The sequence below is a fragment of the Coleofasciculus sp. G3-WIS-01 genome (genome assembly GCF_040223135.1).
In the GTDB taxonomy this organism is placed as follows: domain Bacteria; phylum Cyanobacteriota; class Cyanobacteriia; order Cyanobacteriales; family Coleofasciculaceae; genus Coleofasciculus.
In genome coordinates, this window is sequence record NZ_JAVJZI010000199.1 from 21,652 (window position 1) to 47,800 (window position 26,149).

At 46.9% G+C, this 26,149-nt stretch carries 21 protein-coding genes, 1 tRNA gene and 1 pseudogene; 12 read left to right on the forward strand and 11 right to left on the reverse strand.

Annotated features, from left to right (window positions below):
• Positions 1 to 26: 26 nt before the first annotated feature.
• The 3 genes from RIM23_RS20625 to bchD all read left to right on the forward strand — a co-directional run bounded on the left by RIM23_RS20625 (position 27) and on the right by bchD (position 3,663).
• Complete coding sequence (locus RIM23_RS20625; RefSeq protein WP_446368965.1) at positions 27 to 191, forward strand: RsbRD N-terminal domain-containing protein; 165 nt, start codon at positions 27 to 29, stop codon at positions 189 to 191.
• Positions 192 to 261: 70 nt separating this feature from the next.
• A complete protein-coding gene (locus RIM23_RS20630; protein WP_446368966.1) occupies positions 262 to 1,533 on the forward strand; it encodes a glycosyltransferase in 1,272 nt (423 codons plus the stop codon).
• Positions 1,534 to 1,638: 105 nt separating this feature from the next.
• Positions 1,639 to 3,663, forward strand: coding sequence for a magnesium chelatase ATPase subunit D (bchD, locus tag RIM23_RS20635; RefSeq protein WP_446368967.1), 2,025 nt, complete (start codon positions 1,639 to 1,641; stop codon positions 3,661 to 3,663).
• A gap of 46 nt (positions 3,664 to 3,709) precedes the next feature.
• Here bchD and RIM23_RS20640 read toward each other — a convergent pair whose 3' ends face one another.
• The 3 genes from RIM23_RS20640 to RIM23_RS20650 form a co-directional block, all read right to left on the reverse strand.
• Positions 3,710 to 4,324, reverse strand: a complete 615-nt coding sequence (locus tag RIM23_RS20640; RefSeq protein ID WP_446368968.1) for a Uma2 family endonuclease — start codon at positions 4,322 to 4,324, stop codon at positions 3,710 to 3,712.
• Between the two features lie 273 nt (positions 4,325 to 4,597).
• A complete protein-coding gene (locus RIM23_RS20645; protein ID WP_446368969.1) occupies positions 4,598 to 4,735 on the reverse strand; it encodes a hypothetical protein in 138 nt (45 codons plus the stop codon).
• 233 nt (positions 4,736 to 4,968) lie between these two features.
• The gene (locus tag RIM23_RS20650) at positions 4,969 to 5,802 is read right to left on the reverse strand and encodes a DUF4231 domain-containing protein (protein ID WP_446368970.1); all 834 of its coding nucleotides are present in this window, start codon (positions 5,800 to 5,802) and stop codon (positions 4,969 to 4,971) included.
• Between the two features lie 804 nt (positions 5,803 to 6,606).
• Between RIM23_RS20650 and nifJ the strand changes: the two genes are divergently transcribed.
• The 4 genes from nifJ to RIM23_RS20670 all read left to right on the forward strand — a co-directional run bounded on the left by nifJ (position 6,607) and on the right by RIM23_RS20670 (position 12,191).
• Entirely contained in the window at positions 6,607 to 10,221 is a 3,615-nt protein-coding gene (nifJ, locus tag RIM23_RS20655; protein ID WP_446368971.1) for a pyruvate:ferredoxin (flavodoxin) oxidoreductase, read from the forward strand.
• A gap of 82 nt (positions 10,222 to 10,303) precedes the next feature.
• Positions 10,304 to 11,320, forward strand: coding sequence for a dihydroorotate dehydrogenase-like protein (locus RIM23_RS20660; protein WP_446368972.1), 1,017 nt, complete (start codon positions 10,304 to 10,306; stop codon positions 11,318 to 11,320).
• Positions 11,321 to 11,472: 152 nt separating this feature from the next.
• Positions 11,473 to 11,769: a hypothetical protein gene (locus tag RIM23_RS20665; protein WP_446368973.1), complete on the forward strand. Its 297-nt coding sequence runs from the start codon at positions 11,473 to 11,475 to the stop codon at positions 11,767 to 11,769.
• The gene (locus RIM23_RS20670; protein WP_446368974.1) at positions 11,766 to 12,191 is read left to right on the forward strand and encodes a type II toxin-antitoxin system VapC family toxin; all 426 of its coding nucleotides are present in this window, start codon (positions 11,766 to 11,768) and stop codon (positions 12,189 to 12,191) included. The genes RIM23_RS20665 and RIM23_RS20670 overlap by 4 nt, the downstream gene beginning before the upstream one ends.
• 146 nt (positions 12,192 to 12,337) lie before the next feature.
• On the opposite strand, the gene RIM23_RS20675 is transcribed toward RIM23_RS20670, so the two are convergent.
• The 3 genes from RIM23_RS20675 to RIM23_RS20685 all read right to left on the reverse strand — a co-directional run bounded on the left by RIM23_RS20675 (position 12,338) and on the right by RIM23_RS20685 (position 18,868).
• Positions 12,338 to 16,477, reverse strand: a complete 4,140-nt coding sequence (locus RIM23_RS20675; RefSeq protein ID WP_446368975.1) for a HEAT repeat domain-containing protein — start codon at positions 16,475 to 16,477, stop codon at positions 12,338 to 12,340.
• 747 nt (positions 16,478 to 17,224) lie between these two features.
• Entirely contained in the window at positions 17,225 to 18,550 is a 1,326-nt protein-coding gene (locus RIM23_RS20680; RefSeq protein WP_446368976.1) for a DUF3370 family protein, read from the reverse strand.
• An 84-nt stretch (positions 18,551 to 18,634) separates the two neighbouring features.
• On the reverse strand, positions 18,635 to 18,868 hold the full coding sequence (locus tag RIM23_RS20685; protein WP_446368977.1) for a hypothetical protein: 234 nt from the start codon (positions 18,866 to 18,868) through the stop codon (positions 18,635 to 18,637).
• On the opposite strand from RIM23_RS20685, the gene RIM23_RS20690 reads away from it, so the two are divergent.
• The 3 genes from RIM23_RS20690 (at position 18,854) to RIM23_RS20700 (ending at position 21,374) form a co-directional block, all read left to right on the forward strand.
• Positions 18,854 to 18,927: transfer RNA gene (locus RIM23_RS20690), tRNA-Asp, on the forward strand. The genes RIM23_RS20685 and RIM23_RS20690 overlap by 15 nt on opposite strands.
• A gap of 290 nt (positions 18,928 to 19,217) precedes the next feature.
• Positions 19,218 to 20,669 (forward strand): glutamate--tRNA ligase, encoded by a 1,452-nt coding sequence (gene gltX, locus RIM23_RS20695; RefSeq protein ID WP_446368978.1) that lies wholly within the window; start codon positions 19,218 to 19,220, stop codon positions 20,667 to 20,669.
• Positions 20,670 to 21,218: 549 nt separating this feature from the next.
• Complete coding sequence (locus RIM23_RS20700) at positions 21,219 to 21,374, forward strand: PEP-CTERM sorting domain-containing protein (protein WP_446368979.1); 156 nt, start codon at positions 21,219 to 21,221, stop codon at positions 21,372 to 21,374.
• On the opposite strand, the gene RIM23_RS20705 is transcribed toward RIM23_RS20700, so the two are convergent.
• Positions 21,315 to 21,449 carry a hypothetical protein gene (locus RIM23_RS20705; protein ID WP_446368993.1) on the reverse strand — a complete coding sequence of 45 codons (135 nt, stop codon included), beginning with the start codon at positions 21,447 to 21,449 and terminating at the stop codon, positions 21,315 to 21,317. The genes RIM23_RS20700 and RIM23_RS20705 overlap by 60 nt on opposite strands.
• Positions 21,450 to 21,697: 248 nt before the next feature.
• On the opposite strand from RIM23_RS20705, the gene RIM23_RS20710 reads away from it, so the two are divergent.
• Positions 21,698 to 21,922, forward strand: coding sequence for a hypothetical protein (locus RIM23_RS20710; RefSeq protein WP_446368980.1), 225 nt, complete (start codon positions 21,698 to 21,700; stop codon positions 21,920 to 21,922).
• Between the two features lie 83 nt (positions 21,923 to 22,005).
• Positions 22,006 to 22,560 (forward strand): annotated as a pseudogene (locus RIM23_RS20715) (sugar transferase); the annotation flags it as partial.
• Here the strand turns inward: RIM23_RS20715 and RIM23_RS20720 are convergent.
• From RIM23_RS20720 to hpsO, 4 genes are all read right to left on the reverse strand, one after another.
• Positions 22,525 to 23,088 (reverse strand): ThiF family adenylyltransferase, encoded by a 564-nt coding sequence (locus tag RIM23_RS20720; protein ID WP_446368981.1) that lies wholly within the window; start codon positions 23,086 to 23,088, stop codon positions 22,525 to 22,527. The pseudogene RIM23_RS20715 and the gene RIM23_RS20720 overlap by 36 nt on opposite strands.
• Before the next feature lie 60 nt (positions 23,089 to 23,148).
• Positions 23,149 to 23,370 (reverse strand): hypothetical protein, encoded by a 222-nt coding sequence (locus RIM23_RS20725; RefSeq protein WP_446368982.1) that lies wholly within the window; start codon positions 23,368 to 23,370, stop codon positions 23,149 to 23,151.
• 138 nt (positions 23,371 to 23,508) lie between these two features.
• Positions 23,509 to 24,729 (reverse strand): hormogonium polysaccharide biosynthesis glycosyltransferase HpsP, encoded by a 1,221-nt coding sequence (hpsP, locus tag RIM23_RS20730; RefSeq protein ID WP_446368983.1) that lies wholly within the window; start codon positions 24,727 to 24,729, stop codon positions 23,509 to 23,511.
• Between the two features lie 188 nt (positions 24,730 to 24,917).
• A complete protein-coding gene (hpsO, locus tag RIM23_RS20735; RefSeq protein WP_446368984.1) occupies positions 24,918 to 26,087 on the reverse strand; it encodes a hormogonium polysaccharide biosynthesis glycosyltransferase HpsO in 1,170 nt (389 codons plus the stop codon).
• Positions 26,088 to 26,149 lie beyond the last annotated feature (62 nt).

Genomic DNA, 26,149 nt, shown 5'->3' on the forward strand with positions numbered 1-26,149 from the left:
AAACAGTAAAGGTTAATTGCCTAAAAATGAATTTTTCTCAGGAGTTACTGAATAAACTGGACTCAATCGTTAATAATTGGGTGGAAGCTGTTCGCCAAGATGGGGAACTCGAAAGTGCCCATGAACTCACCTATAAGGCGGTGCTGGATGGTTTACCCTCAGTGCTGCGAGCGATTGCCAAAGTCCTTTAAGGCTTAAATTGGTATTTAATAGAGGTTTATTCAGTTTAAGAATATACAATAAACTCGAAAAAGAAAATATATGACGCATTTTGGTATCATCTGCCCCGCTGCACCAAGCCATCTCAACCTGATGTTTAACGTGGGAAACGAACTGAAACAGCGCGGTCATCGCCTCACCCTCTGTGGTTCCATCGAGGTTCAATCTCAGACAGTAGCCAGGGGTTTGGAATTTAGAGCGATTGGTCAGTCCGATTTTCCCGCCGGAGCAATGGCTCAATATTTGTCTGGGTTAGGGAAAAGGAGTGGACTCAGCGCCAGGAGATATGTTAGTCGTCTAATGTCACGATGGGTAGATGTATTACTAAGAGACGCCCCAGAAGCCTGCAAGGACGTTGGTGTAGAACTCCTTTTGGTCGATAATACCTCCTTTGAAGGTGGAACAGTCGCTGAGTATCTTGACATTCCCTTTATTACCTTGTGTAGTGGTTTAGTGACCCATCAACATCCAAGTATTCCGCCGTGGAATACACCTTGGCGCTATAGCCCGACGTGGTGGGGACATTGGCGTAACCAAGCAGGGTATAGGGTACTCAATTCCATCGATAAACCCATTTGGGATGTCGTGGAAAACTATCGCCAAGGGTGGAAATTGCCCCCCTTGGCAACCCGCAATGATGCCTACTCTAAACTGGCTCAAATCAGTCATCAACCCGCTGAGTTTGAGTTTCCGCGAACAGATTTACCCGACTATTTCCATTTCACCGGACCTTTCCATAACCCCGCTAATCGGAAACCCCTTTCGTTTCCTGATGAAAAATTAACGGGACAACCGTTGATTTATGCCTCTATGGGGACGATACAAAATAAGCGAATTGAAGTGTTTCAAACCATTGCCTCTGCCTGTGAGGGATTGGATGTACAATTAGTGGTATCTATGGCAGGTTCTATGCCGCCCGAATCACTACCCCAATTACCTGGGAATCCGATTGTGGTTAGTTTTGCCCCTCAATTGCAACTCCTCGAAAAAGCAACCCTCACCATTACCCATGCCGGATTGCATACGACATTAGAATCGTTGAGTTATGGAGTCCCCATGGTAGCAATTCCGGTAACCAATGACCAGCCTGGTGTAGCTGCACGTATTGCTTGGACAGGGACTGGGGAAGTGATACCCCTGAAGAAATTGAGGGTTTCTCGATTGCGAAATGCCATAAAAAAAGTGCTAACGCAAGAGTCTTATAAACAGAATGCTTTAAATCTACAGGCGCTCATGCGTCAATCCGGTGGCGTCAAACGAGCCGCCGATATTATCGAAGAGGCAGTATTGACGAAAAAACCTGTAAGTAGGTAGACACATACAAGGTCATTATTTGTCATTCGTCAGATTTTTCCGTTAACCGTCCAAACGACTCCAGGACGCGGTATGCTGAAAAACTGATAGTGTCATGCTTGCCTTATGCCTGTGCTCAACTCTGCCACAGCAATAACCAATTTTCCCCTAACGGCTGTCGTGGGTCAAGAAGCGATTAAATTAGCGCTCCTGTTGGCGGCGGTTGACCCCGGATTAGGAGGAGTTGCGATCGCGGGACGACGGGGAACGGCGAAATCCGTGATGGCACGAGCCCTCCACGCCCTCCTTCCCCCCATTGAAGTGGTTAAGGGTTCCCTGTCTAATTGCCATGCCGATTATCCTCAAGAATGGGATGATCAGCTTTTAGCCCAAGGGATTGAACCCGCCACTGTTGAGACAGAAATTATCCCCGCACCGTTTGTGCAAATTCCCCTGGGAACCACCGAAGATCGCCTCTTAGGTTCAGTGGATGTGGAGAAATCGATGCAACAAGGCGAACCTGTTTTTCAACCCGGACTTTTAGCCCAAGCACATCGGGGTATTTTATATATTGATGAAATCAACCTCCTCGATGACCAAATCGCCAACCAACTCTTAAGCGTTCTCACCGAAGGGCGCAACCAAATCGAACGGGAGGGGATTAGTTTTCAGCATCCCTGCAAACCCCTATTAATCGCCACCTACAACCCAGACGAAGGACCCCTGCGGGAGCATTTACTCGATAGAATTGCGATTACCCTATCCGCCGATGGAGTGCTGGCACTGGATCAGCGGGTGCAAGCCGTCGCAGGCGCGATCGCGTACACAACCTCACCCCAAGCCTTTATCGAGCAGTATCACGAAGACATAGATAACCTGAAAACCGATATTATTCTGGCACGAGAATGGCTCAAAGAGGTACAAATTACTCATGACCAAATTGCTTATCTCGTCGAAGAAGCCCTGCGGGGTGGCGTCCAAGGACATCGGGCGGAACTGTTTGCCGTCCGCGTTGCCCAAGCCTCAGCCGCCCTAGATGGGCGTCAGACAGTTAGTGCTGACGATTTGAAACGCGCTGTGGAATTAGTGATTGTCCCCCGTTCTACCATCGTCCAGACCCCACCAGAAGAACCCCCACCGCCACCTCCACCCCCACCGCCTCAGAATGAGTCTTCCCAAGACCAAGACGAACCAGAGGATAAGGAAGAAGAGGAGCAAGAGGAACCAGAACAAGAACAAGAACCCCCCAGCATCCCCGAAGAATTCATCTTTGATACCGAGGGAGTCGTTCTCGATCCCAGCGTCCTCTACTTCGCTCAAATGGCGCAGCGGCAAGGAAAATCGGGAACCCGCAGTATTATCTTTTCTGATGATCGGGGGCGATATGTCAAGCCCATGTTACCCAAAGGTGCGGTTAAACGCATCGCCGTTGATGCCACATTACGGGCGGCTGCACCCTATCAGAAAGGACGCCGGGAACGCCAGCCAAACCGTAAGGTTATCGTAGAGTCGGGAGATTTGCGCTCTAAACGCCTAGCCCGTAAAGCCGGGGCTTTGGTGGTATTTGTGGTGGATGCATCGGGTTCAATGGCACTCAACCGAATGCAGTCGGCTAAGGGTGCAGTGATGCAACTTCTGACAGAAGCCTATCAAAACCGCGACCAAGTTTCCCTAATTCCCTTTCGCGGCGAACAAGCGGAGGTGTTGTTACCCCCCACCCGTTCCATTGCTTTGGCGCGGGGGCGGTTAGATCGGTTACCTTGTGGTGGCGGTTCCCCGTTGGCACATGGGTTAACCCAGGCGGTGCGTGTGGGGGTGAATGCCAAAATGTCGGGAGATATCGGTCAGGTGGTGATTGTGGCAATTACCGATGGACGAGGGAATATTTCCTTAGCCCGTTCCTTGGGTGAACCGATAGCCGAGGGCGAAAAGCCGGATATTAAGGGGGAACTGTTGGATATTGCGGCAAGAATTCGGGCAATGGGAATTCAGTTATTGGTGATTGATACAGAAAATAAGTTTGTGTCTACGGGGTTTGCGAAGGAATTGGCGAAGCAGGCGGGTGGGAAATATTACCATTTACCCAAAGCCACGGATAAAGCCATTGCGGCGATGACGAAGAGTGCGATCGCAGATATGAAATCCGGGTGAGAAGTGCAATGTAGGGTGGGCATTGCCCACCTTAAGTGCGATCACGCTAACCCCACACCCGACACAAATTTAACACAAAACCCGGTAAGACTTCCTCACCGGATAACTCAGCCGGATTTGACAATATTTCTACGTTTAAACCGACTCGATAAACTTCTACTGTTCTATTTTGTGGATCGATTAACCAACCCAGTTTAGCCCCATTGTCCATATACTCCTGCATTTTCTCTTGCAGCGACTTCAGAGTATCCGACTGCGATCGTAACTCCACCACAAAATCCGGGCAAATATTGGCAAAGGTTCCCTTTTGTTCATCAGTCAGTGCATCCCAACGTTCTTGACTAATCCAACAAGCATCCGGGGCACGAGTAGCACCATTGGGTAAAATGAAAGCCGTTGAGGAATCAAACGCCTCGCCCGGTTCATCTGCATTTCGCCACCATATATACAACTCTCCAGAAATACTCCAATTCCGTTTGCCAGTTCGCCAACCTGTGGGTGGATTCACAATTAATTCTCCTTTTGCCGTTCTCTCCAGGTGTAATTCTCTATTGCACTCGGCTAGGGCTGTAAACTGTTCTGGAGTGACATATAGCTTCATGGTTTTTGGTAACTCAAGTAACAGAGTTTCGGTTTCCGGTTTTGCTGATGTCTGTACCATTTTGACCTTTCCTGTCATAGAGATTAGCGATCTAGGCAGTTAAAAACCTGGTTTCTGATTGAAAACGCAATTATTTATATTATCTATTTGTGTTGGTGCGTTACGCGGGGAACACAATTCATTGGAGTTTCCCCTAAATTATTGCCCCGCTAACGCACGATGGCGGACTGACACAGCTAAAATGGTGGAATAGATTTGACTTTTAAACCGGGCGCACGCCATGCGCCCCTACAATGCTAATCCACCAATTAAGGTGTGCCACGCTACTACTTGCTACTTGGGCGACTCTTTCCGCATCACCGGAACCAAGACATTCAGCAATCGTGCGATCGCACCAATCAATACGGCGATCGCCAGAATAATCTTAGCAGGGCTGTTTCCCTCTCGCATCCAGGTAGCAGGATGTTCCATGGGAGTCTGAGAAGGTGTTACAAGTTCAATGGGTTAAATCGTCTGTAGTTATACATCCTGTAGGGGCTCTTTCATTGCCGTGCCCTTACCCCAAGACTTGATATGAGTCCTCTTTAGACGACTTGACCGTTTAGCCAGTGGTTAAACCACTGGCGTCTTGTGGTGATTAAGTATTGTTGGCTTTCGTGCCAAAGTACCAACCTACTCGGGTTGACATGCACCCCCTAACTATATCACGCCGCCGATTTCTCGGTTTCCTGCCCCTCTGGCTTTTGCAGAGTTTCCGAGGCTTCTTGAACCTGCTTCAGATGAATCGTATTCACCTGATTAATAAAATTTTCAATTGCCTGTTTCAGCTTTTTCTGACGTTGGACTTGATCGTCTAAATCATAGCAACGATAAGCTTGGGTGACTCCCAATATAAATTTTTCCCGTTCGGCTTCTAACAATTCAACGGCTGTATTGGCAGAAATCCAATTTTCTTGAAAAGGAAACGAGGTCACCACACTGGCAACAATAGAAGCGATCGCGGGAAAGATAACAGGTAACCACTTAAACCAAGCGACGCCAATATCTAACTTATCAACCAAAACCAGAATGGGTGTAATCCCGGAAAAGACAATCGTCGCCATTTGGAATGTATAGTATATATTTCTCGAAGTTTGGCGGCTTTGTTTATAGTCCTCAATCAGTTCTTGGCAATACTGCAACGCATTCTCTCGAGCTACCGTTATAGGATTGCTACCCGGTTGTAGCTGTTCATCAACAAGATATTGATAAATTTCCGCTCGTTTGGCAACATCAAGCTGAATTTGACGAATCGCCTCTTTAGCTAACTGCTTATCGATCAAAACCAGGAATACCAAAATCGAAACTAAGACAGCTATCCAAATAACTATAATGGCTTTATCTTGAACAACAAAGTTAATGATACTTGTACAAATCAAAGCCGCCAGGAATAGGTATTGTCCAATCTTGATCCAGGGAATCGGTAACCGGGATAAGGGTGAACCCTTTTCTCCTGCCTGAGACAGGTCAGATGGATTAGTATTGTCGAGAGTTGTCATAATCTTGGAGTTGAAGCTCGTACATAGTTTTATCTATATATTATTCCACGCCAGTATCAACGCAGTCAACCCCAAAAAACACCGTAGGGGCACCATCCTTGCGCCCATCAAACCTGCTTGCTGCCAAATTTGAAACAGCCGCTCAAAATCTTTCAACTCATCGTTGATAGTAGGACTTGAAGAACTCGGTTCACAATTAATTCTGGAATCTTTTGTGAAGATGTCAAATATAGTTTAAACTTAACCCAATCCCAGCGATGAATTAATTCGCGACTGCGGACACACAGACTTTCAAAAGTCCAGAAGCTGAGAAATATTTACAAAATGAAATATTTCTTAATGAATTTGTGCAAATACTTAATGAAGTTAAAATCTCCCAGCTTGTAAAAACTAATACAGCTTATTTGCTTATTCTTTAGATTATTTTAAGGGAGGGAGTCACCCAAATTTTAAAGAAATTAAAAAAAAGTTAGACTCCCCTCAATTGCTAAATTTTTGTTAGATAATAGAAGAGTATCCGGAAGCAGACGGGAAGGTTAAAAAACCGTTAACAAATCCCGGAGATGACCGTCAGACATGGAGTATGGGGGTTGAATGCCGACTTCTATACCTCAGAAAAAAACAACATTGACGTTGTGAAAAGAAGAACTCAGTTGGATAATTTATGCCAATTCGATTTCAAAGAAAATTGCCGTTTTGTAGTAGAGCAGACGAAATCAATAGGGAATTTGCAATAGACAAGGAATTAAGTTGAAGTTTAGCGCTCCAAAAACGACTACCTAGAAACCATAAAGGTTTGTAACTATGACTAAACGAACGATTGCAACTCTAGACGGAAACGAAGCGGTGGCTCGCGTTGCCTACCCACTCAATGAAGTGATCGCCATTTATCCGATCACCCCCGCTTCACCCATGGGAGAATGGGCAGATGCTTGGTCGTCAGAAGGTCGCAAGAACATCTGGGGTACCGTTCCCTCAATCATTGAAATGCAGAGTGAAGCAGGAGCGGCAGGTACAGTCCATGGCGCGTTGCAGGCAGGGTCATTGACCAGCACATTCACAGCCTCTCAGGGCTTGCTATTAATGCTGCCCAACCTCTACAAAATCGCTGGGGAAATGACCTCAGCCGTGATACATGTCGCCGCGCGATCGCTAGCCGCCCAAGCCCTGTCCATTTTTGGGGATCACCAAGACGTGATGGCGTGCCGTGCCACAGGCTTTGGTCTTCTGGCATCAGGCTCAGTCCAAGAGGCACATGATCTGGCGTTAATTACCCACGCCGCCACCCTAGAATCCCGCATTCCCTTTATCCATTTCTTTGACGGCTTCCGCACCTCCCACGAAGTTCAGAAAATCGAACTACTAGCGGACGATGATCTGCGGGAAATGATCAATGATGAACGGGTGATGGAACACCGGGCGCGGGGTCTAACCCCAGATCGCCCCGTCCTGCGCGGCACCGCCCAAAACCCAGACGTCTATTTCCAAGCACGGGAAACCGTTAATACCTACTACGATGCCTGCCCGGAAATTGTCCAGAAAACCATGGACAAATTTGCCCAACTCACCGGACGCAAGTATGAACTATTCCAATATTACGGTGCCCCCGATGCCGAACGAGTGATTATCCTCATGGGTTCTGGCGCAGAAACCGCCCATGACACCGTAGATTACCTGAACAAACAGGGTGAAAAAGTAGGACTGATCAAAGTGCGGCTGTATCGCCCCTTTGATATGAAGCGCTTAGTCGCGGCACTACCGACTACGACTAAGAATATCGCCGTCCTAGACCGCACCAAAGAACCGGGCGCTGGTGGCGAACCCCTGTATCTAGATGTCGTTACAGCCCTTCAGGAAGCCAGGGAAGCTGAGAGTCCGAAACCCAGGGTTGTGGGTGGACGCTATGGCTTATCCTCCAAAGAATTTAGCCCTGCGATGGTGAAGGCTATCTTGGAGAACCTAGCCGCTGACCAACCGAAGAACCACTTTACCATTGGCATTAACGATGACGTAACCCACACCAGCCTCTCCTATGATCCCAGCTTCTCCACTGAACCCGAAAGCGTGGTGCGCTGTGTGTTCTATGGCTTAGGGTCAGACGGTACCGTGGGCGCAAACAAGAACTCGATCAAGATTATTGGTGAAGAAACCGACAACTACGCCCAAGGCTACTTCGTTTACGACTCCAAGAAATCCGGCGCCGTCACCGTTTCTCACCTACGCTTTGGTCCAGAACCGATTCGTTCAACCTACCAGATTAGCCAAGCCAACTTCGTCGCCTGTCACCAATGGCTATTCCTGGAAAAACTCAACGTCCTGAGTATCGCCGCCCCAGGTGCTACCTTCCTGCTGAATAGTCCCTTTAGTCCAGATGAAGTCTGGGGTCTACTGCCCCGCCCGGTGCAAGAGGAAATTGTCAACAAGAAGTTGAAGTTCTATGTCATTGACGCCAATGAGGTATCGGTTAACAGTGGCATGGGACGGCGGATTAACACCGTGATGCAAGTCTGCTTCTTTGAACTGGCGAATATCTTACCCAAAGAAGAAGCGATCGCCAAAATTAAGCAGTACATTGAAAAGACTTACGGCAAGAAGGGTGCAGAAGTTGTCCGCATGAATATTGAGGCAGTGGACAACACCTTGGCGCATCTGTATGAAGTGCAAGTGCCAGACACCTTTGACAGCACTGTGGAGATGCGTCCCCCAGTTCCCGACACCGCCCCAGCCTTTGTCCGGGATGTCTTAGGTCAGATGATGGCGCGGGGTGGGGATAATCTGCCAGTGAGTGCCTTGCCCGTAGATGGCACATTCCCCACTGGCACGACAAAATGGGAAAAACGGAATATAACCCTAGAAGTTCCCGTGTGGGACCCCGATGTCTGCGTCCAGTGTGGTAAGTGTGTCATGGTTTGCCCCCATGCGGTAATCCGAGGCAAATCTTATGACCCGCAGGTGTTAGAAAACGCCCCCGCTTCCCTTAAGTCCACGGATACACGGGATAAAGAGTATGCGGGACAGAAATTCACGATTCAGGTGGCGGTTGAAGACTGCACCGGTTGCGGAATTTGTGTAGATGTTTGTCCGGCGAAGAACAAGTCTCAGCCCAAGCTGAAGGCGATTAACATGGAATCCCAGTTACCGCTGCGGGAACAGGAACAGGCAAATTGGGACTTCTTCTTAGATATTCCCAATCCCGATCGCCGTTCTTTAAATTTAGACCGCATCCGCCAGCAGCAATGGCAAGAACCCCTGTTTGAGTTCTCCGGTGCTTGTGCAGGGTGTGGGGAAACGCCGTATCTGAAACTGGTGACTCAACTATTTGGCGATCGCATGTTGGTGGCAAATGCCACAGGCTGTTCTTCGATTTACGGTGGAAACCTACCCACCACACCTTGGTCACAAAACGCTGAAGGGCGCGGACCTGCTTGGTCGAATAGCTTATTTGAAGATAACGCCGAATTTGGTATCGGCTTCCGCGTTTCCGTTGACAAACACACCCAATTTGCCGCTGAGTTACTGCAACGTTTAGCCGGTGAGATTGGCGATAACTTAGTTAGTGGCATTCTCAACGCGGAACAGAAATCCGAAGCCGATATTTGGGAACAACGGGAACGGGTGGCTCAACTCAAGCAGAAACTGCAACAGATGAACTCTCCTGAAGCCAAGCAGTTGTTGAGTTTAGCCGATTACCTGGTCAAGAAGAGTGTCTGGATTATTGGCGGTGACGGCTGGGCGTATGATATTGGTTACGGTGGTTTAGACCATGTGATTGCTAGTGGTCGCAATGTGAATATCCTGGTTTTGGATACTGAGGTTTATTCTAATACCGGGGGTCAGGCGTCCAAAGCTACCCCACGGGGGGCGGTGGCGAAATTTGCCGCAGGTGGTAAACCGTCAGCTAAGAAAGACCTGGGCTTAATTGCCATGACCTACGGGAATGTCTATGTTGCTAGTGTGGCAATGGGGGCGCGGGATGAACATACTCTCAAGGCGTTCCTGGAAGCTGAGGCGTATGATGGTCCATCCCTAATCTTGGCTTATTCCCACTGCATTGCTCATGGGATTAATATGACCACGGCGATGTCTCATCAAAAGGCGTTGGTTGAGTCTGGGCGCTGGATGCTGTATCGGTTTAATCCAGATTTAGTTAAAGACGGCAAGAATCCCCTGCAACTGGATATGCGGAGCCCGAAATTCCCCGTGGAAAAATCCATGTATGAAGAAAACCGCTTCAAGATGCTGACCAAGAGTAAGCCAGAAGATGCCAAACGTCTCCTGGAAGAAGCGCAGCAGGATGTGCAGACTCGGTGGCAGATGTACCAATATCTGGCAGCCCGTCAGTTGGACACCCACAACGGTGATGGAAATGGTCAGACAACCCAAACTGGTGGGGAGGTTAAGGAACCAGCGAGTACCTAAATAACATTGTAGAGACGCGCCATGGCGCGTCTCTACACCCCTCCACAGGATTACCCATAAATAATGTAAGAGGTTTAAACGGATGGATCTGACAACAACATACCTAGGGTTAGAATTGCGATCGCCCCTCGTCGTTGGTGCGGCGGCGCCCCTGACGGAAGATATTGACAACATCAAGCGTATGGAGGATGCAGGGGCGGCGGCTGTGGTGCTGCATTCCTTATTTGAAGAACAACTGCGCCAAGAAAAGTTGGAGTTACACCATCATTTGGAGTATGGTACAGAAAGTTTTGCCGAAGCCCTGACCTATTTCCCGGAAGCGGAGGTGTTTCATGTGGGGTCAGAGCAATATTTAGAGCATATCCGTAAGGCAAAAGAGACGGTAAATATGCCGATCATCGCCAGTCTCAATGGTTCCACGGTGGGCGGCTGGACACGCTACGCTAAGGAAATTGAGCAGGCGGGGGCGAATGCGCTGGAGTTGAATATCTACAGCATCCCCACGGATATGGATCAGACGGGGGCACAAGTGGAGCAGAATTATATTGATATTCTGCAAGCGGTGAAGTCTGAGGTGAAGATTCCGGTGGCGATTAAACTCAGTCCTTTCTTCAGCAATATGGCAAATATGGCGAAGCGGTTGACTGAGGCGGGTGCGGATGGTTTAGTCTTTTTCAATCGATTTTACCAGCCGGATATTGATATTGAGGAGTTGGAAGTTTCACCCAATATATTGCTGAGTACACCGCAAGCGATGCGCTTACCCATGCGCTGGATTGCGATTTTGTATGGTCGCTTATCTGTGGACTTTGCGGCTACGAGTGGGGTGCATAAAGGGCAGGATGTAATCAAAATGATGATGGCAGGGGCGAAAGTGACGGAAATCGTTAGTGTGCTGCTGCGTCATGGGATTGGCAATCTGCAAGAGATTGAGCAAGAGGTGCGCCATTGGATGGAGGAGCATGAATATGAGTCCATCAAGCAGATGCAGGGTAGCATGAGTCAGATTAACTGTCCTGATGAAAGTGGCTTTGAACGGGCGCAGTACATGAAAGCGATTCAGACATACAAGCCTCAATTGGTGGGGTTTGCACCGTAGGATAAACGTCAATTAATTAGATCCCCGACTTCTGGAAGAAGTTGGGGATCTGGTGGGTGCGATCGCTCTCATCTAACCAGGGGTTTTTCCGGGGCGATCGCACCTTGTAAGATCACAATTAAACCGTTGTTTTAAAATCAGGAGGCTGTTTAGTGACCCATTTACCTCCAAATCGCGATCGCTCAATTGCTACTCTAACCCTAGATGACCTGGAAGCTATCATCACAAGCATTGTTGAGAAAATCCTACAACAAGAAAAACCCAATCGGCAATCAGAGGATTTGCCCACCGCCGTTATTGATCGCCCCTATGACGCCACGGCTCGTCCCTTTTGGGAAATTGTCACTCAACTAGCGACTCAAGTGTCTAAACAGGAATGGGCAGATGTTCCCAGTGATGCGTCTGAAAAACTTGATGATTACTTCTATGGTAATCAAAGCCCCTCATGAGAGCTATATTTGCGGATACGGGATTTTGGATTGCTCTATTCAACCCGAGGGATCGCTGGCATCAAGTAGCTGTGGCTATTTACCAATCTGTTGAGGTCAAAAATGTGAGAGTCGTGACTACTGAAATTGTGCTAACCGAATTCATGAACTTTTTTGCCCAATTTAGCAGTAATATTCGTCAGCAAGCTGCCACCACTGTGTTACAGATGCAGCAACACCCAAACATCACGATCATTCCGCAAACGACTGAACAGTTTAATCGTGCCTTATCATTTTATATGCAGCGAGGGGATAAAGCTTGGAGTTTAACAGACTGTAGTTCTTTTTTGATCATGCAAGATTTAGGCATAACCGAAGCCTTAGCGTTTGATAGACATTTTGAGCAGGCAGGATTTAAAGTTATAGGAAAGGAGCAATCTTAATGCGATCGCAGGATTTGAGCCACTGAATATATACCCTGGAGGGCGACCCGATAAAATTAATGGGTGGGTTCTCTTAATTTAATGCAGCGGGTCGCCCCTACAATTGGCGGTATCCTTACAAATGACAAATTACAAATAATAAAAAATCACAACTCAATGGTATAATAATCCAACGACGATTTTCCCGCCCCCTGACGCCAAATACTATCGGATTCCCACGGCGCATCTTTTCCGCGACGGCAACGGGTGCGAACAGTTAGTTTATCCTTTTGAACTATCAGCAAATTGTATTGCCAAGGCGTAGCCGTTACCAGTTCTTTTGTCGATGCGCCAAAGGTTCCGGCACAAATGCGGTCTAATTTGCGCCCATCTCGATTCATATCATAACGGAACAGATTGGTTTCGGCTTTGTGGATATGTCCGTGCAGGAAGAAGCGAAACCCGGAAACGGCGAGGAGTCCGATGAAGTCTTGGTCGGTAATTCTATCTTGATAGGGACTATCGAGGGGATGATGCCAAACGGCGATTTTTAAGCAGTTATCGTAATCGGGATTAGTATCAATTTTATCCAGGGCGTTGCTGAGGGCATTTTCATGAATGCTGGCGCGGGATTTGAAATGATGGTCGAGTTGCCATGCTGAGTTTAGCCCTAAAATGAGGAGGTTTTGTTCGGGAAGATAGTCGAGGGTGTATTGTTGGTCATAGTCTAAGGGATAGGGTTTTTGTTTGATGGTTTCGTAGAACTGGCGGAAGTTGTCAAAGCGCTTTTTGTAGGCGGCTTCGTCACGAACTCGGATGACTTCATCGGTGACATTAATATAATGACCATCAATTAGTTTGCCGTTGTATTTAGGGCGGTCAACAAGTTGGTAGGCTTCTTCTGCTAATTTCCAATTGAGGTCATGGTTACCGGGAACAATGGTAATTTGTTCGGGGTTTAGGGAGAAGGTTTGGCAGAGGGTGTTAAGAAATTGGGCGGCAGCTTCGTATTCTTTTGGGGTAGAGTAGTTGGCAATATCCCCGGAGAGGATAAGGGCGTCAAGCTGAGAAATCTTGAGTTCATGACGTAAATCAAGTCTGAGTTGTGTAGACCACAGGGTTGCTTGGTCGGGGGTGGAAAAGTGGAGGTCGCTAAGGTGGAGAATGTGCATGAGAGATATTGGGAAGGGATGGGTAAGTTGAGAATCTGAGGATATCGATGTAGTCGGAGGTTGCGTTAGGGTGTAATTATAGAATTTGCAGCGCTGTTGAATAGCAGAGATTATATTGAGTAAAGTCGGATCTGTATCTGTTTTTAGAAGTGCTGAAAAATCAGGAAAGAATTCAGGGCTAGCAATTTTCTCTAACGCTGATTGAACATAACTACGAACTACATTATTTTTATCATTAAAGGCATTAATTAAAGGTATAACTGCCATTTTTGATGGTATTTTACCTAGCGCCCCTGCTGCACTATAACGAACCAAATAGTCTTCATCTTTGAGGGTATCAATTAATGCTTGAACTGCCTGTTTTGACTGGATCTCTCCCAAGGCTTCCGCTGCACTAGAACGAACGCGATGTTTTTCATCCTTGAGGGCATCAATTAAGGGTTGAATTGCCTGTTTTGACTGAATTTTTCCTAGCGCAGATGCACCCAAAGAGCGAACCCAAGGGTTTGTATCCTTGAGAGCCTCAATTAAGGGTTGAACTGCCTGCTCTGACTGAATCTGTCCCAGTGCGCCTGCTGCACTAGAACGAACTGAAGCATCTTTATCCTTGAGGGTATCAATTAAGGGTTGAACTGCCTGCTCTGACTGAATCTGTCCCAGGGTTGATGCTGCACCAGAACGAATCGAAGCATTTTCATCCTTGAGGGCATTAATTAAAGGTTGAACTGTCTTATTTGACGGAATTTGTAGCAGTGAATCTATTATGCCCATGCTACTCCAAACATCGGTGTTATAAAGAAGTTTAATTAAAGGTTTAATGGCTAATTCTGACTTTTGTTTTCCAAGTGACAAAGCTGCACGATAACGCACCGAATTACTTTCATCCTTGAGGGCATAAATTAACGATTGAACTGTCTTTTTTGACGGAATTTCTCCCAGCGCCCATGCTCCACGAGAACGAACAGAAGCATCTTTATCCTTAAGGATATCAATTAACGGTTGAACTGCCAATTCTGACTGAATTATCCCTAGAACCTTCGCCGCACTAGAACGAACCAAAGCATCTTTATCTTTGAGAATATCAATTAAGGGTTGAACTGACCTGTCTGACTTAATTTCTCCCAGCGCTTCTATTGCACGCGAACGAAGTGATGTGTCTTTGTCCTGAAGGGTTTCAATCAAGATGTTAATTACTTGCTCTAACTGAAATTCTCCCAACGCAGATACAGCATAGTGACGAACGGAATCCTCTTCATTTTTGATCAAATCAACTAGGGATGTAAATGCGGTATCGGACTGAATTTCTTTTAGTGATGTTGCGGCAATAAAACGAACCGATTCATCTTCATCTTTGAGAGCCCGAATTAAAGGTTGAACTGCCTGTTCTGACTGAATGGCTCCCAGCGCCCATGCTGCACCAAGACGAACCGATTTCTCTCCCTGATTAAGAACCTGAATTAAAGGTTGAACGGCTTGTTCTGACTGAATCTTTCCTAGTGCTTCTGCGGCGTGATAACCAACCGCAGCATCCTCATCTTTGAGAGCCAGAATTAAGGGTTGAACGGCTTGTTCTGACTGGATTTTGCCCAGCGCAAATGCTGCATAACAACGAACCGAAGCCTCCTCATTCTTAAGGGCATCAATCAAGAGTTGAACGGCAAACTCAGAACGAGTTGCCCCCAAAAGTAGAACCTTCACGAGTTGAGAAACATCTTGGTCATTCACCAGTGTAATTGTTTGCTCTTGAAACTCTCGTTTAACTTCCCCTGCCAACCTTGCCCCCAACTGCACATCCACAGCTAACGCCAACCTCACCACTCGCACTGCCTGTGCTTCATCTTCAACCAATCCCAGCATTAACGCTAGAGGTTCTGTCCATTTCAAATAATTGATATACTGCCGTTGTAATTCCTCATCACTAAGATTCGGTAACTGCTTCAGTAAATACTCTGCCGTATAATACTCCTGAATCAGTTGATGGCGAAACTCCATCTGATTATTTGCCCTCAGTTGAATCAAGTGATGCTTGAGTAAATCATTTAACCATTTACGGGCGCGAACTGGCGGGTCAAGGAAATCGTGCTGACGCAGATACTCGGTAAAAATTGCCTCAGCTTCTGTCTTGGCAATTGCCACCTGTATCTCTTTTGGGTCATTACCCTTCGTCATGACAAACGCTAAATATTGCAGCAACTCTGACCAAAATTCCCGTGAGTCTTCCGTAACCGGGACATCGGCTTTAACTTTTTGGTCATACTGCTGGGCAAAGGCGCGAAATACCGAACCCAGATTGCTGGGAATCGTCTCCAGACAATGGAACAAGTCACACAGCATCTTTAACAGCAGGGGGGTTTGTCCAAACTCTCGCAAACGATTCCCCAAGCGCTGCAACATCTGTTTTCCCTGTTGTGGCAAATAGGTGCAGATAAATTCCTGCATTTGCGTTTCTGTCAGGGGTTGCATGTCCAGTTTCTTGGTGATTCCCAAATTACCCCCGATGCCTAAATCCCTGGTGGTGAATACCATGGGTGTGGTTTTCTGGTAATTTTGGCGAAACTGCTGTAACTCCCGCCGCGCTGCTTCTGAGGGTAATTCATTAATTCCATCCAGCAGCAGCAAAAATTGCCTTTGTCGCAATCCGGCTTTCAGGGTGTCGGGATTGAGGGTTAAATTTGGGTCATGGCGTTGCAGGAACTGTTGGATTAAGTCCTCGATTGTGGTGCGGTAATAGCGGAGTTCTACCAAGACGGGGATTTTGCTTGACCTCTCCCCCTGTTCCCAGACATGCCATGGCACGTCTCTACAGGCTTCCTTGCCTTTTTCCGCCTCTTCCAACAGCAATCGCACCAGTGCTGTGGATTTCCCGGAACCGGGACGCCCGACTAACAAGATATGCTGGGGCGCATATTTCCTTAACCCCTCTAGTACGGTTAATTTCTCAACCTGTTCCGCCTTTTGCCCCTTGGCGTCTCTATCCGGTGCCACCGTCTGCACCATTAATTTAAAATCAAATAGCACTGATGTCTGTTTCCGGTTCTGTGGTGTTCGCCCGACTACATCGGTAATCGTGTAAACCTGCCACCATTGGGCGTATTTGGTGCAGAGGGATTCGAGATAGGGATGCCAATCGACCATAGTGAGAAAGGGAGACGGGGGAACTTGCTTTTCCGGTAATCTGGGGGAAGGGCTGCGTTTTGAATGAACCCGAGAATGTCCTTATCTACCAGCCTAACAGGGTTTCGAGGCTTCCCATGAAGAGTCAGTGAAGAGTCAGGAGGAGAGGGTGAGTAGGATGGGTTGTAGGGTTTGCGATCGCACTCTCTCCTAATTTATCCTAACTGAGTTAAAAGGAATGTCTCTGAATTAAAAGTTTGTCGTCAGCACTTGAACGTTGAGTCACTAAAGTGACGACTACGAACCTAGGTTCAATTAGTGTCTTATGCCCTAAAATTTACCTATTTTACTATGTCCAATCCTTCCCCGAATGACCCACACCCCAAATCTCAGGGATAATTGGTATGAGATTATGACAGGCTGGAATCTCCCTAAGAGCATTCCCTTCCCAGAGTCTGGAAGGCTAAAAAAAGTAGATACACCCTGCCTTATTCAAGACCCTATATTTTATGCAGATGACCCTCTCAACCCTTGACGAAATAACTGCTCATTTTGTGTCATTGGTGACAAGTTTTTCAAGTGGATGTAGCGAAGGGCAAAAGATACCGTTTTGAGGCGTTTCTACTATGGGAGGCAGAGCCTCCAGAATAGCATTCCCAGGCAGAGCCTGGGAACGAGAGGAGCCTGGGAACGAGAGGGATAGCATTCCCAGGCAGAGCCTGGGAACGAGAGGAGCCTGGGAACGAGAGGGGCTGGGGGTGAGGATTTCTACCTCGCCAACGTCTTCACTGTCAACACCTGCGGCGGCGTGGAATCGGGTGGATAAATAAACTCGACCTTTACATTTCGCTGTTCCCCTGGCGCTAAATTTAACCTAACTAAGGGGTTAGACGGTTGTCCCCGACGCTGAAATAAATGGACATAGCGTGTCTGACTTTCCCCTTGGTTATCTTCATAAGTGACCCGAACAGTGCCTCTAAAAAATACCCGCTCAACTTGTGGATTCAAAAACAGTAACTTATCTGTACCTGCCTCATCTTTTAACGGCGTTTGCATCGATACAGTTACCGTTTGAGCTTGACTTGTCGTATTTTTCAGGGGTAACGTCACAATAAACGGCGCATCGGGAGAACTCAAATAACTTGCCCCTTGCAAAACCTCAACTGTCACCGGTTTATCGGTGGGATTGTGCAGCAGTAATCCCTGATAAAGGGGGCGAGTTTCTGCCTGAGTTTCTGCCCTAGCGATATGATGGGTAAAAATATCGAAACGTCCTTGAAAGGGAAAATTAAGATGGGCGGAAGGAACAGGTTTTCCGGTTGGGGAAAATGTGGATAATAAAATCCCTTCACTTGTGACTAATTCAGGATAATTACTATTAAATGTGGGAACAGAATTCAGTCCTCCGGGTAATGTCCGCACCTGTTGGGGATGAATTTCCACCCCAGCAATATACTGAGGCGGAACCGCATAAATATTTAACCCCCGACACAATAACGCCGCCACTTCGCCCCGTGTCGCCCGTTCATTGGGACGAAGCCTTTGCACTGTGGGATAATTAACCACCAGAGTATTCACCGCCGCCGCCGCGATCGCATTCCTGGCGTATCCTGGAATACCAGAGGCATCTTGGAAGTATTGTGGCAATATTCCCGATGGATTACTGGGAATGCTGTAATTCTTCGCCCCCGCCAAAACCCCAATCGCCTGCACACGAGGAATCGGTTGACTCGGTTGAAAAATCAGCCCCGGATAACCCGAGAAAAATTCCCGTTGATAAGCGTCTTGAATTGCCCGATATGCCCAGTGACTCTGTGGCACATCTGTAAAGGCGATACCACTGCGTTTCACCTCGGCGTCGGGGAATGCATTCAGCATCAGCACCGCAAATTCTGCCCTTGTAATCGAACCATTGGGGCGAAACGTGCCATCCGGGTAACCTGTAACTAGGTTTCGAGATGCCATCTGGTTAATACAATCCTTTGCCCAATGGGTTTGGATATCGGGGAATGCGATAGCATCGGCACTAAAGAGGCTAAAACAGAAGGCAAGGAGAACCGATTGAGAGATAGAGACGTTGAAACCTCTGGGCATGAATTAGGCGTTCTGGTTAACTTATCGTCGTTGAAGCATTTTTGGGAGAATTTGTTTCTGCGATTTGTCATTAGTCATTAGTCATTAGTCATTTGTCGCAGAATGCTTGTAATCCGTTGGGGCGGGCGCGAGTGATATAAGGGTGAAAACCTTCCCGTTAGTGGTAAAACCCGCCCCTACAGCTTCCCCATCTTCCTCATCTTCCCCTACACCCCTCATCTCAAACCCCAAGAAAAAATTTTTTTCGTCACGGGCTTGACAAATCCATAGATCTTCGTAATAATGGTATTCGGCTCGTAAATTGGGACTGTAGTTCAATTGGTTAGAGCACCGCCCTGTCACGGCGGAAGTTGCGGGTTCGAGCCCCGTCAGTCCCGTAAAAGGCTTGAAAATTCAGATAGTGCTGTAACAGAGGGCGATACCTATTCGCTTAGCAACTAATGAATGAGTTCTAGCTCAATTCATGACGTAATATGGACGCCAAATTAAGTTTTGAACCGGGGGATTGTCAATGAGTACGTCTTTCAACCGTTTTAACGGGTTTAAGCTTTTAGCCCGAACTTTAGTTCAGGGCTGACTGGAGCGTGACATTCAACTGGGCGCCGCTCTACGCTACAATGAATAGCCGGAAAGTACTTAGCCAACCCTACCACCAGAGATTGATCTTGTGACTGTAAGAGTCCGCATTGCACCGTCTCCCACTGGAAACTTCCACATCGGTACCGCAAGAACCGCCGTATTTAACTGGCTATTCGCCCGACACCACGGCGGTCAGTTTATTCTACGCATCGAAGATACCGACCAAACGCGATCGCGTCCCGAATATACCCAGAATATCTTAGAGGGTCTCACCTGGTTAGGACTCAATTGGGATGAAGGACCGATTTTTCAATCGAAACGGTTTGACCTTTATCACCACACCATTCAAACCCTTTTAGATAAAGGGTTAGCCTATTACTGTTACACCTCAGAAGCGGAACTTAAGGCACTCCGGGATGCCCAAAAAGCCCGCAAAGAAGCCCCTCGTTATGATAACCGTCACCGCCATCTCACCCTAGAACAACGCGCCGCTTTTGAAGCGGAGGGACGAGAGCCGGTGATTCGGTTTAAGATTGACGATAGTCGCGAGATTGTCTGGAATGATATGGTGCGCGGTCAACTCACCTGGAAAGGGAGTGATCTGGGTGGGGATATGGTGATTGCCCGGGCGGCTTCTCAAGGTGAAATTGGTCAGCCTCTCTATAATTTAGCGGTAGTGGTTGATGACATTGATATGAAAATAACTCATGTCATCCGAGGAGAAGACCACATTGCCAATACTGCCAAACAGATTTTGCTTTATGAAGCCCTCGGCGCAACAGTACCCGAATTTGCTCACACGCCTTTAATTCTAAATCCCCAGGGGCAAAAACTTTCTAAACGGGATGGCGTGACCTCTATTTCTGAGTTTCAGACTATGGGTTTTGTCCCAGAAGCGATGGCAAATTATATGACGCTTCTGGGTTGGTCACCACCCGACTCGACACAGGAAATCTTTACCCTAGAAGAAGCTGCTCAACAGTTTAGTTTTGATCGGGTGAATAAGGCGGGGGCAAAGTTTGACTGGGATAAACTGGATTGGCTCAATAGTCAATATCTGCACAAAAAACCACCATCGGAATTAGTTGATTTACTAATTCCCTACTGGCAAGAAGCGGGGTATAACATTGATCCTGAAAATAATCGCCCTTGGTTAGAGCGATTAGCTGCCGTTATTGGTCCGAGTCTGACGCGCTTACCGGATGCGGTGGAGATGACGCGGATGTTATTTACTGACTCGGTTGAGTTGACCTCAGAGGCGATTGAGCAAGTTAAAAAAGAAGGGGCAACAGATGTATTAAACACGGTTTTGGAAGCCTTAGAAAATACCCCAGAATTTAGTGCAGAAACCGCAGGGGAAATCATCAAACAGGTGACTAAACAGCAAAAGGTAAAGAAAGGTTTAGTCATGCACTCCCTGCGTGCTGCACTCACGGGTGATGTGCATGGTCCTGATTTAATTGAGTCTTGGGTATTGCTGCATCAAAAAGGACAAGATAAACCCCGTTTGCAGCAAGCTTTGAGTCAAGCCTCGAACTAAAGTTCTGGCTCAAAGCCAACTTAAGCTACAGCCCCATCCCCCCCAGTTCACAAGGGTAGGTTTTTTAAGATTGGGGTTGAGGTAAGACAAGGTAGACAGGTAGACCAGTAGACAAGGAAGAGTGAGAACGAAAAATAGGGCGTTTCGGCTTTTAGAAGTTAGCTTGACCGAACAAAATGCTGTACGGTTTTTCCTCCTTGTCTTCTTTCCATCCTTGTCCTCCAAGTCTAGTCCCCACCCTCAAGTAAAAAACCTACACCTGTCAGCTCACCCCCAGCCCCCCTAGCCCCTATCCCCCCTAGCCCCCCTTTGAAAGGGGGGAAAGGGGGGGGGAAAAGGGGGAAAAGGGGGGAAAGGGAGGGAGAGGGAGCAAGAAGGAAGCGATGTTCCAGACGTGCCATGCCCTACGGGTGACAAACGAAACACTTTTTCAAAGTCCCCCTTTTTAAGGGGGATTTGGGGGGATCTCAACGGGTGAATTTCTCACCAATATTATGTATCTGTCTGAGTCGGAATTACTCGATGCTGGCTATGACTTGAATCGCTTTGATGGTGGAACATACTATCGCCTTCAAGTTCAATAAATCGGGGATTTGCGATCGCGGCTACTGTACGTCCGTCCCTGAACCCTCTGCAGGCATGGGTTTAGCCGCCCTCGGCTTGATGGTGGGGTTCAACTCTCTTTGCCAGGGTTACTCGGATTGAAAACCAGGCGCAGCAAAGGTTCCAGCTATTGACAGAATAGGTGCGATCGCGACTCCACCTATTCCTTAAACTCATAACACCTCACTTGTGTCAATAGCTATAGTGACGAACTACTACAGAATTAAACCCAATTTATGTATCTTTAAATACATTCTTTATTGAATTTATCCTGGCTACCAAAGCTGGCGATCCACTGAATGCAGAATTGGCGATTAAATTTGTAAAGATTTTTGACAGAATCCTGACCATTTGCATAAAAGGCAGGAAATAAACCAGAGTAATAATCAGAAACTCAATCAACCTCTCAACCAACCAAGGAAACTATGTTGAACATCATTTTCAGCGGCTTAATCATCTTTTACCTCATCATGCTACCGCTTTTGTTCACGCGATGGCTAGACTTTTTACAACGTGAGGAAAACCTCTCTCCCGAAACCCAATTTCACTCGGTCATATTTTTAGCCATCGCCGCTCTTCTTTGGCCCCTAGTCGTACCCATCTCCTACCTAGAACTATTAGAGCGCCAAGGACAGATCCAGAATTTTTGAGCAACCGGAGTGTCATGTCCATTTTCGGCACCCCATCAATCACGATTACATCTCAAGTCGCCTCAACTGAAGGAACAAGTCCAATGACTGCATTTACCCTTAACCTAAATCGTTGCGATGAAGACAATATCCATCAGCGATCACCACTCACCAATCAGCCATTAATTTTCTCGCTTCATCCTTCAACCTATTCAACTTTTAAACGCTGCATCGATATTATGGGTTCTCTAATCGGACTCCTGATTCTAGGAATTATTTTTCTCCCCATCGCCATTGCCATTAAACTCGATAGTCCCGGCAATATTTTCTATAGTCAAACCCGCCACGGACTTTACGGCAAACCCTTCAGAATCTGGAAATTCCGCTCAATGATTCCGCAAGCGGATGCCCTAAAAGCCCAAATCCCCAATCAAGTCGAAGGACACCTGTTTAAGAATGACAATGACCCCCGCATCACTCGTGTGGGGCGTTTTCTGCGCTGCACTAGCTTAGACGAATTCCCCCAATTTTGGAACGTTTTAATCGGAGACATGAGTTTAGTTGGCACTCGTCCGCCCACTCCAGATGAAGTGATCCATTACAACCCCCGGCATTGGCAGCGATTAAACGTCAAACCGGGGATCACCGGCGAATGGCAGCATCACTAAATTTCGTGCCAAGGGATAATCACAAATATCATCATTGGCAGGTGAGGGAACGCGATAACTATCGTTCCAAATTATCTCCCCATAGTCACTCGCCAATCCGACATGGAGACAGGGAATCTGCACCTGTTGACAATACTCCTTCACCCCTTGACGGGCGACACTATTGTCAAAGGTATCGATGACTAAATGACTGTCCCGGAGTAATTGAGAACAGTTGTCCGCCGTTAGTTCTTTGGCACGCCCATCTATAGTGATACCTAATGCACGATAGAGGGTATTTGTCAAAATTTTAGTTTTATAGGCACCAATATCAGATTTGTAATAAAGTTGAGTGGAAAGATTTCGTTCTTCGATGCGATCGCGATCGATTACCCGTAACTTGCCAAACCCTGAACGTGCCAAGTTTTCAGTCATATTTGCCCCCAGCGCTCCTGCCCCGCAGATAGTTACCGGAAACTCCTGCAACCGTGTCATCAGGGCGGATGTTCGATAAAGGTTTTCGTGAAAGAAAATAGACATTATGAATAAAATCGGGCAACCACCGCGATCAGTCAATAGCCAGTAGCTAGCTTGAAACAACTAACCATTATCAACGACTTTAACAAAACCATGTCGCACCCCATAGATTAATCGAATCACCGCCTCCTCATGATCTGAGGTAAAGGTATTATCCATCGGCATTACCAGTAATTCATACCAGTCAGCCAGACTGATTTTACCCTTTTGCATGCTTTGAGCAAAAAGTTGACTAAAGTCAAAGGAGTTACTGATTTTTCTCTGGTAAATTTTTTGGGTCAGCATTATTTGTCTCTGTGCTCAATAGAGATTGTGGTAGACGATAACTAGATTGTAGTCAAGATTGAGGGAAAGTTTCTTGAAAACTCCGTAAAGAAATATTTGTCGAACCATTAGGAAAATTAATACATCAGTTATCAGTTATCAGTTATCAGTTATGTTTTGATATGCCTCAATCATAGTCTGGGCGATCGCATCCCAACTATAATGCCGTAGTGCATAATCTCTCCCATTAACCCCACGCCGCTTCTGTTCCCCAGCATCTCTTAACGCTTCCCGTAACGTTTGAGTCAACGACGCCACATCACACCCACAAACCCATCCCGCCTCCGCCCCTTTCACCTCCTGCCAAATATGCACCTGATCTGAAATTACCACAGGAGTCCCCGCCACCATAGCTTCGGCGACAGCAATACCAAAGTTTTCATAATAAGACGGCAAAACAAATAGATCTGCCCCTTGTAACAACGCCGCTTTTACTTCCCCTTCTACAAAACCTGTAATTGTCGTATGAGACGATAGCGGCGACGTCTGAATCTGTTGTTGAATTTTACGTTCATACTCTGGAGCTTGGGGATTAGCGCCAGCTAAGATAAACTGAAACCCTAAACCTTCAGCTAAAAGCGTTTCTAAAGCCGGAATCAGTAAAGCCAATCCTTTTTTAGGGTCAATTCGAGACATAAATAATAGGATTGGGGATTGGGGATTGGGGATTGGGGATTGGTAACTAGGAAATTCTTCCCCATCTCCCCCATCTCCCCCATCTCCCCTATCTACTCCCTTTAAATGCAACTCCTCCGGAGGCGTAACCCCCAAAGGAATCACAATATCCGGCGCATTCGTACCAAAACGTTGAGAAATCTTCGCCTCTTGTTCACTTGTAAAATGAATACCCGCCGCCCCCGCTAAATTAGCACGTTCCCACAAACAGACATAAACTTGTTTTAATCGCCGTTTCTTCTGTAAATCTGCCGGATCAAGCGTACCTAATGGACGCAAAATATACGGTAAATTTCGTTTTCGGGCAACTGTTGCGGCTGCGGTACTCACAGGTGAAAATAGAGCATGAATATGCGCCACATCAAATTCCCCTGCATGTTGCCACAACCAGCGTAATAATAAGAAAGAAAACTTATAGCGACGGAACGGAGAACACCGGAAATATCGCACCTGATACCCATCCTGCGGGACAGGTTTATCCAAAGGAACATCCAGTGGCGCTTGACCAAAATCCCCATTACTATCTGTCGTCAATATAGTAACATCTACTCCCTGATTCGCTAGCGCCTTAGAAAGCCCCAGTACCATTTGACTAGGACCCCCATAAACCAGCGAAATTGAAGGAACAATTTGTAAAATCCGCATTTTTTTAATTCGTCATTAATCATTTGTTAGACTCACCAACCAATAATATAGCTACCTCATATCATCGCCAACTATTTCAAAATCCGATAAAAAAAGCAAATACCAATCCTGTAACCCCCTCTGCGTCCTCTGCGTAAACCTCTGCGCTCCTCTGCGTTTAAAAAATATAATTTTGATACCCCGTCTCATCATTCAATAAGTCTCTGATAAAAATCCAACAACTTCCGTGCCAAAGCCTTATTAGTATACTGCCTCATTGCTCGTTCATACCCCAATTCAGCCAACTGATTCCCCCACTCCGGCTGCTCCATCAGCGATACCAACTTACCCCGTAACGCTTCTACATTCTTCTCCGGAAAAACCAAACCCGCATCCCCAATCACATGAGGAATTTCCCCAGAATCAGACCCAATCACAGGAACTTTCGATGCCATCGCCTCAATCAAAACATGACCAAACTGTTCCTTCCATCCCGCCGCCGTTAGAGTTTTAAACTTGTACGTCGTCTCAGATGGCAAGACTAGAACATTCATCAAATTAATATAATTTGGCACTTCGTCATGAGGAACACTCTCCACCCAAATCATCCGGTCTTTAATCCCCCATTCCACCGCCTTTTCCATTAACTCGGTTTGCAGAGAACCACGCCCTAACAGTAACCACTTCCAACGATGATCATTGATCCCCGCCAAAGCTTCCCCTAAAGTTAATAACCCTTTTTCTTCAACAAACCGTCCTACAAATCCGACGACAAATTCATCTTCTTGAATTCCTAACTTGCTTTGTAAGTCTGGCTGGACTTGGGGACGAAATCGGCTATCATCCACACCCAATTGAGGCATAACGATAGAAGCCCCCTGATAACCATGCTGCTGGAGTACCTCCACCGCATCCTGATTTCCAGCAACGAGTCCGTGGGTATTTTGGAGGTTATAATCGTGCAATATCGATAAAGGAAAATTTACCTGATAGGGTAAATTCCACCAGGTAAAGAATAGATTTTTTGCCTTTAGTCCTAAAACTTGATTCAAGGCAATGAATTGGGCATATCCTAATGACTTGGCGCCTTGTTCAACCTGAATAATCTGGGGGCAAAATTCCCGTAATAAGGGAATAATATCTGCGCCCAATGTGAGTAATCCCTGATTATTTTGGCTCAAGTTAGAGACAGGTACGACTCGAAATGAACCCTCTTGACGCGGTTGAGTTTCAATAATTTTATTTTGAACGCCCCCTGGACGCCAACGACGGGGTACGACTACGGTGACTTCAATATCAGGTTCTAACTTAGCAAGTTCCCGTAGCTTTTCGCAGTTGAGATCAACAATATAGGTATGACTGGCAACTAGAATTTTCATACTTTTTTAGAGGGAACAGGAAACAGGGAATAGGGGAGATGAGGGAGTTAAGGGAGATAGGG

Bases quoted from the DNA above. Each gene is read 5' to 3' on its own strand.
- RIM23_RS20625 (WP_446368965.1), top strand. From the start codon at position 27: ATGAATTTTTCTCAGGAGTTACTGAATAAACTGGACTCAATCGTTAAT.
- RIM23_RS20630 (WP_446368966.1), top strand. From the start codon at position 262: ATGACGCATTTTGGTATCATCTGCCCCGCTGCACCAAGCCATCTCAAC.
- bchD (WP_446368967.1), top strand. From the start codon at position 1,639: ATGCCTGTGCTCAACTCTGCCACAGCAATAACCAATTTTCCCCTAACG.
- RIM23_RS20640 (WP_446368968.1), bottom strand. From the start codon at position 4,324: ATGGTACAGACATCAGCAAAACCGGAAACCGAAACTCTGTTACTTGAG.
- RIM23_RS20645 (WP_446368969.1), bottom strand. From the start codon at position 4,735: ATGGAACATCCTGCTACCTGGATGCGAGAGGGAAACAGCCCTGCTAAG.
- RIM23_RS20650 (WP_446368970.1), bottom strand. From the start codon at position 5,802: ATGACAACTCTCGACAATACTAATCCATCTGACCTGTCTCAGGCAGGA.
- nifJ (WP_446368971.1), top strand. From the start codon at position 6,607: ATGACTAAACGAACGATTGCAACTCTAGACGGAAACGAAGCGGTGGCT.
- RIM23_RS20660 (WP_446368972.1), top strand. From the start codon at position 10,304: ATGGATCTGACAACAACATACCTAGGGTTAGAATTGCGATCGCCCCTC.
- RIM23_RS20670 (WP_446368974.1), top strand. From the start codon at position 11,766: ATGAGAGCTATATTTGCGGATACGGGATTTTGGATTGCTCTATTCAAC.
- RIM23_RS20675 (WP_446368975.1), bottom strand. From the start codon at position 16,477: ATGGTCGATTGGCATCCCTATCTCGAATCCCTCTGCACCAAATACGCC.
- RIM23_RS20680 (WP_446368976.1), bottom strand. From the start codon at position 18,550: ATGCCCAGAGGTTTCAACGTCTCTATCTCTCAATCGGTTCTCCTTGCC.
- RIM23_RS20700 (WP_446368979.1), top strand. From the start codon at position 21,219: ATGGTGGAACATACTATCGCCTTCAAGTTCAATAAATCGGGGATTTGC.
- RIM23_RS20705 (WP_446368993.1), bottom strand. From the start codon at position 21,449: ATGAGTTTAAGGAATAGGTGGAGTCGCGATCGCACCTATTCTGTCAAT.
- RIM23_RS20710 (WP_446368980.1), top strand. From the start codon at position 21,698: ATGTTGAACATCATTTTCAGCGGCTTAATCATCTTTTACCTCATCATG.
- RIM23_RS20720 (WP_446368981.1), bottom strand. From the start codon at position 23,088: ATGTCTATTTTCTTTCACGAAAACCTTTATCGAACATCCGCCCTGATG.
- RIM23_RS20725 (WP_446368982.1), bottom strand. From the start codon at position 23,370: ATGCTGACCCAAAAAATTTACCAGAGAAAAATCAGTAACTCCTTTGAC.
- hpsP (WP_446368983.1), bottom strand. From the start codon at position 24,729: ATGCGGATTTTACAAATTGTTCCTTCAATTTCGCTGGTTTATGGGGGT.
- hpsO (WP_446368984.1), bottom strand. From the start codon at position 26,087: ATGAAAATTCTAGTTGCCAGTCATACCTATATTGTTGATCTCAACTGC.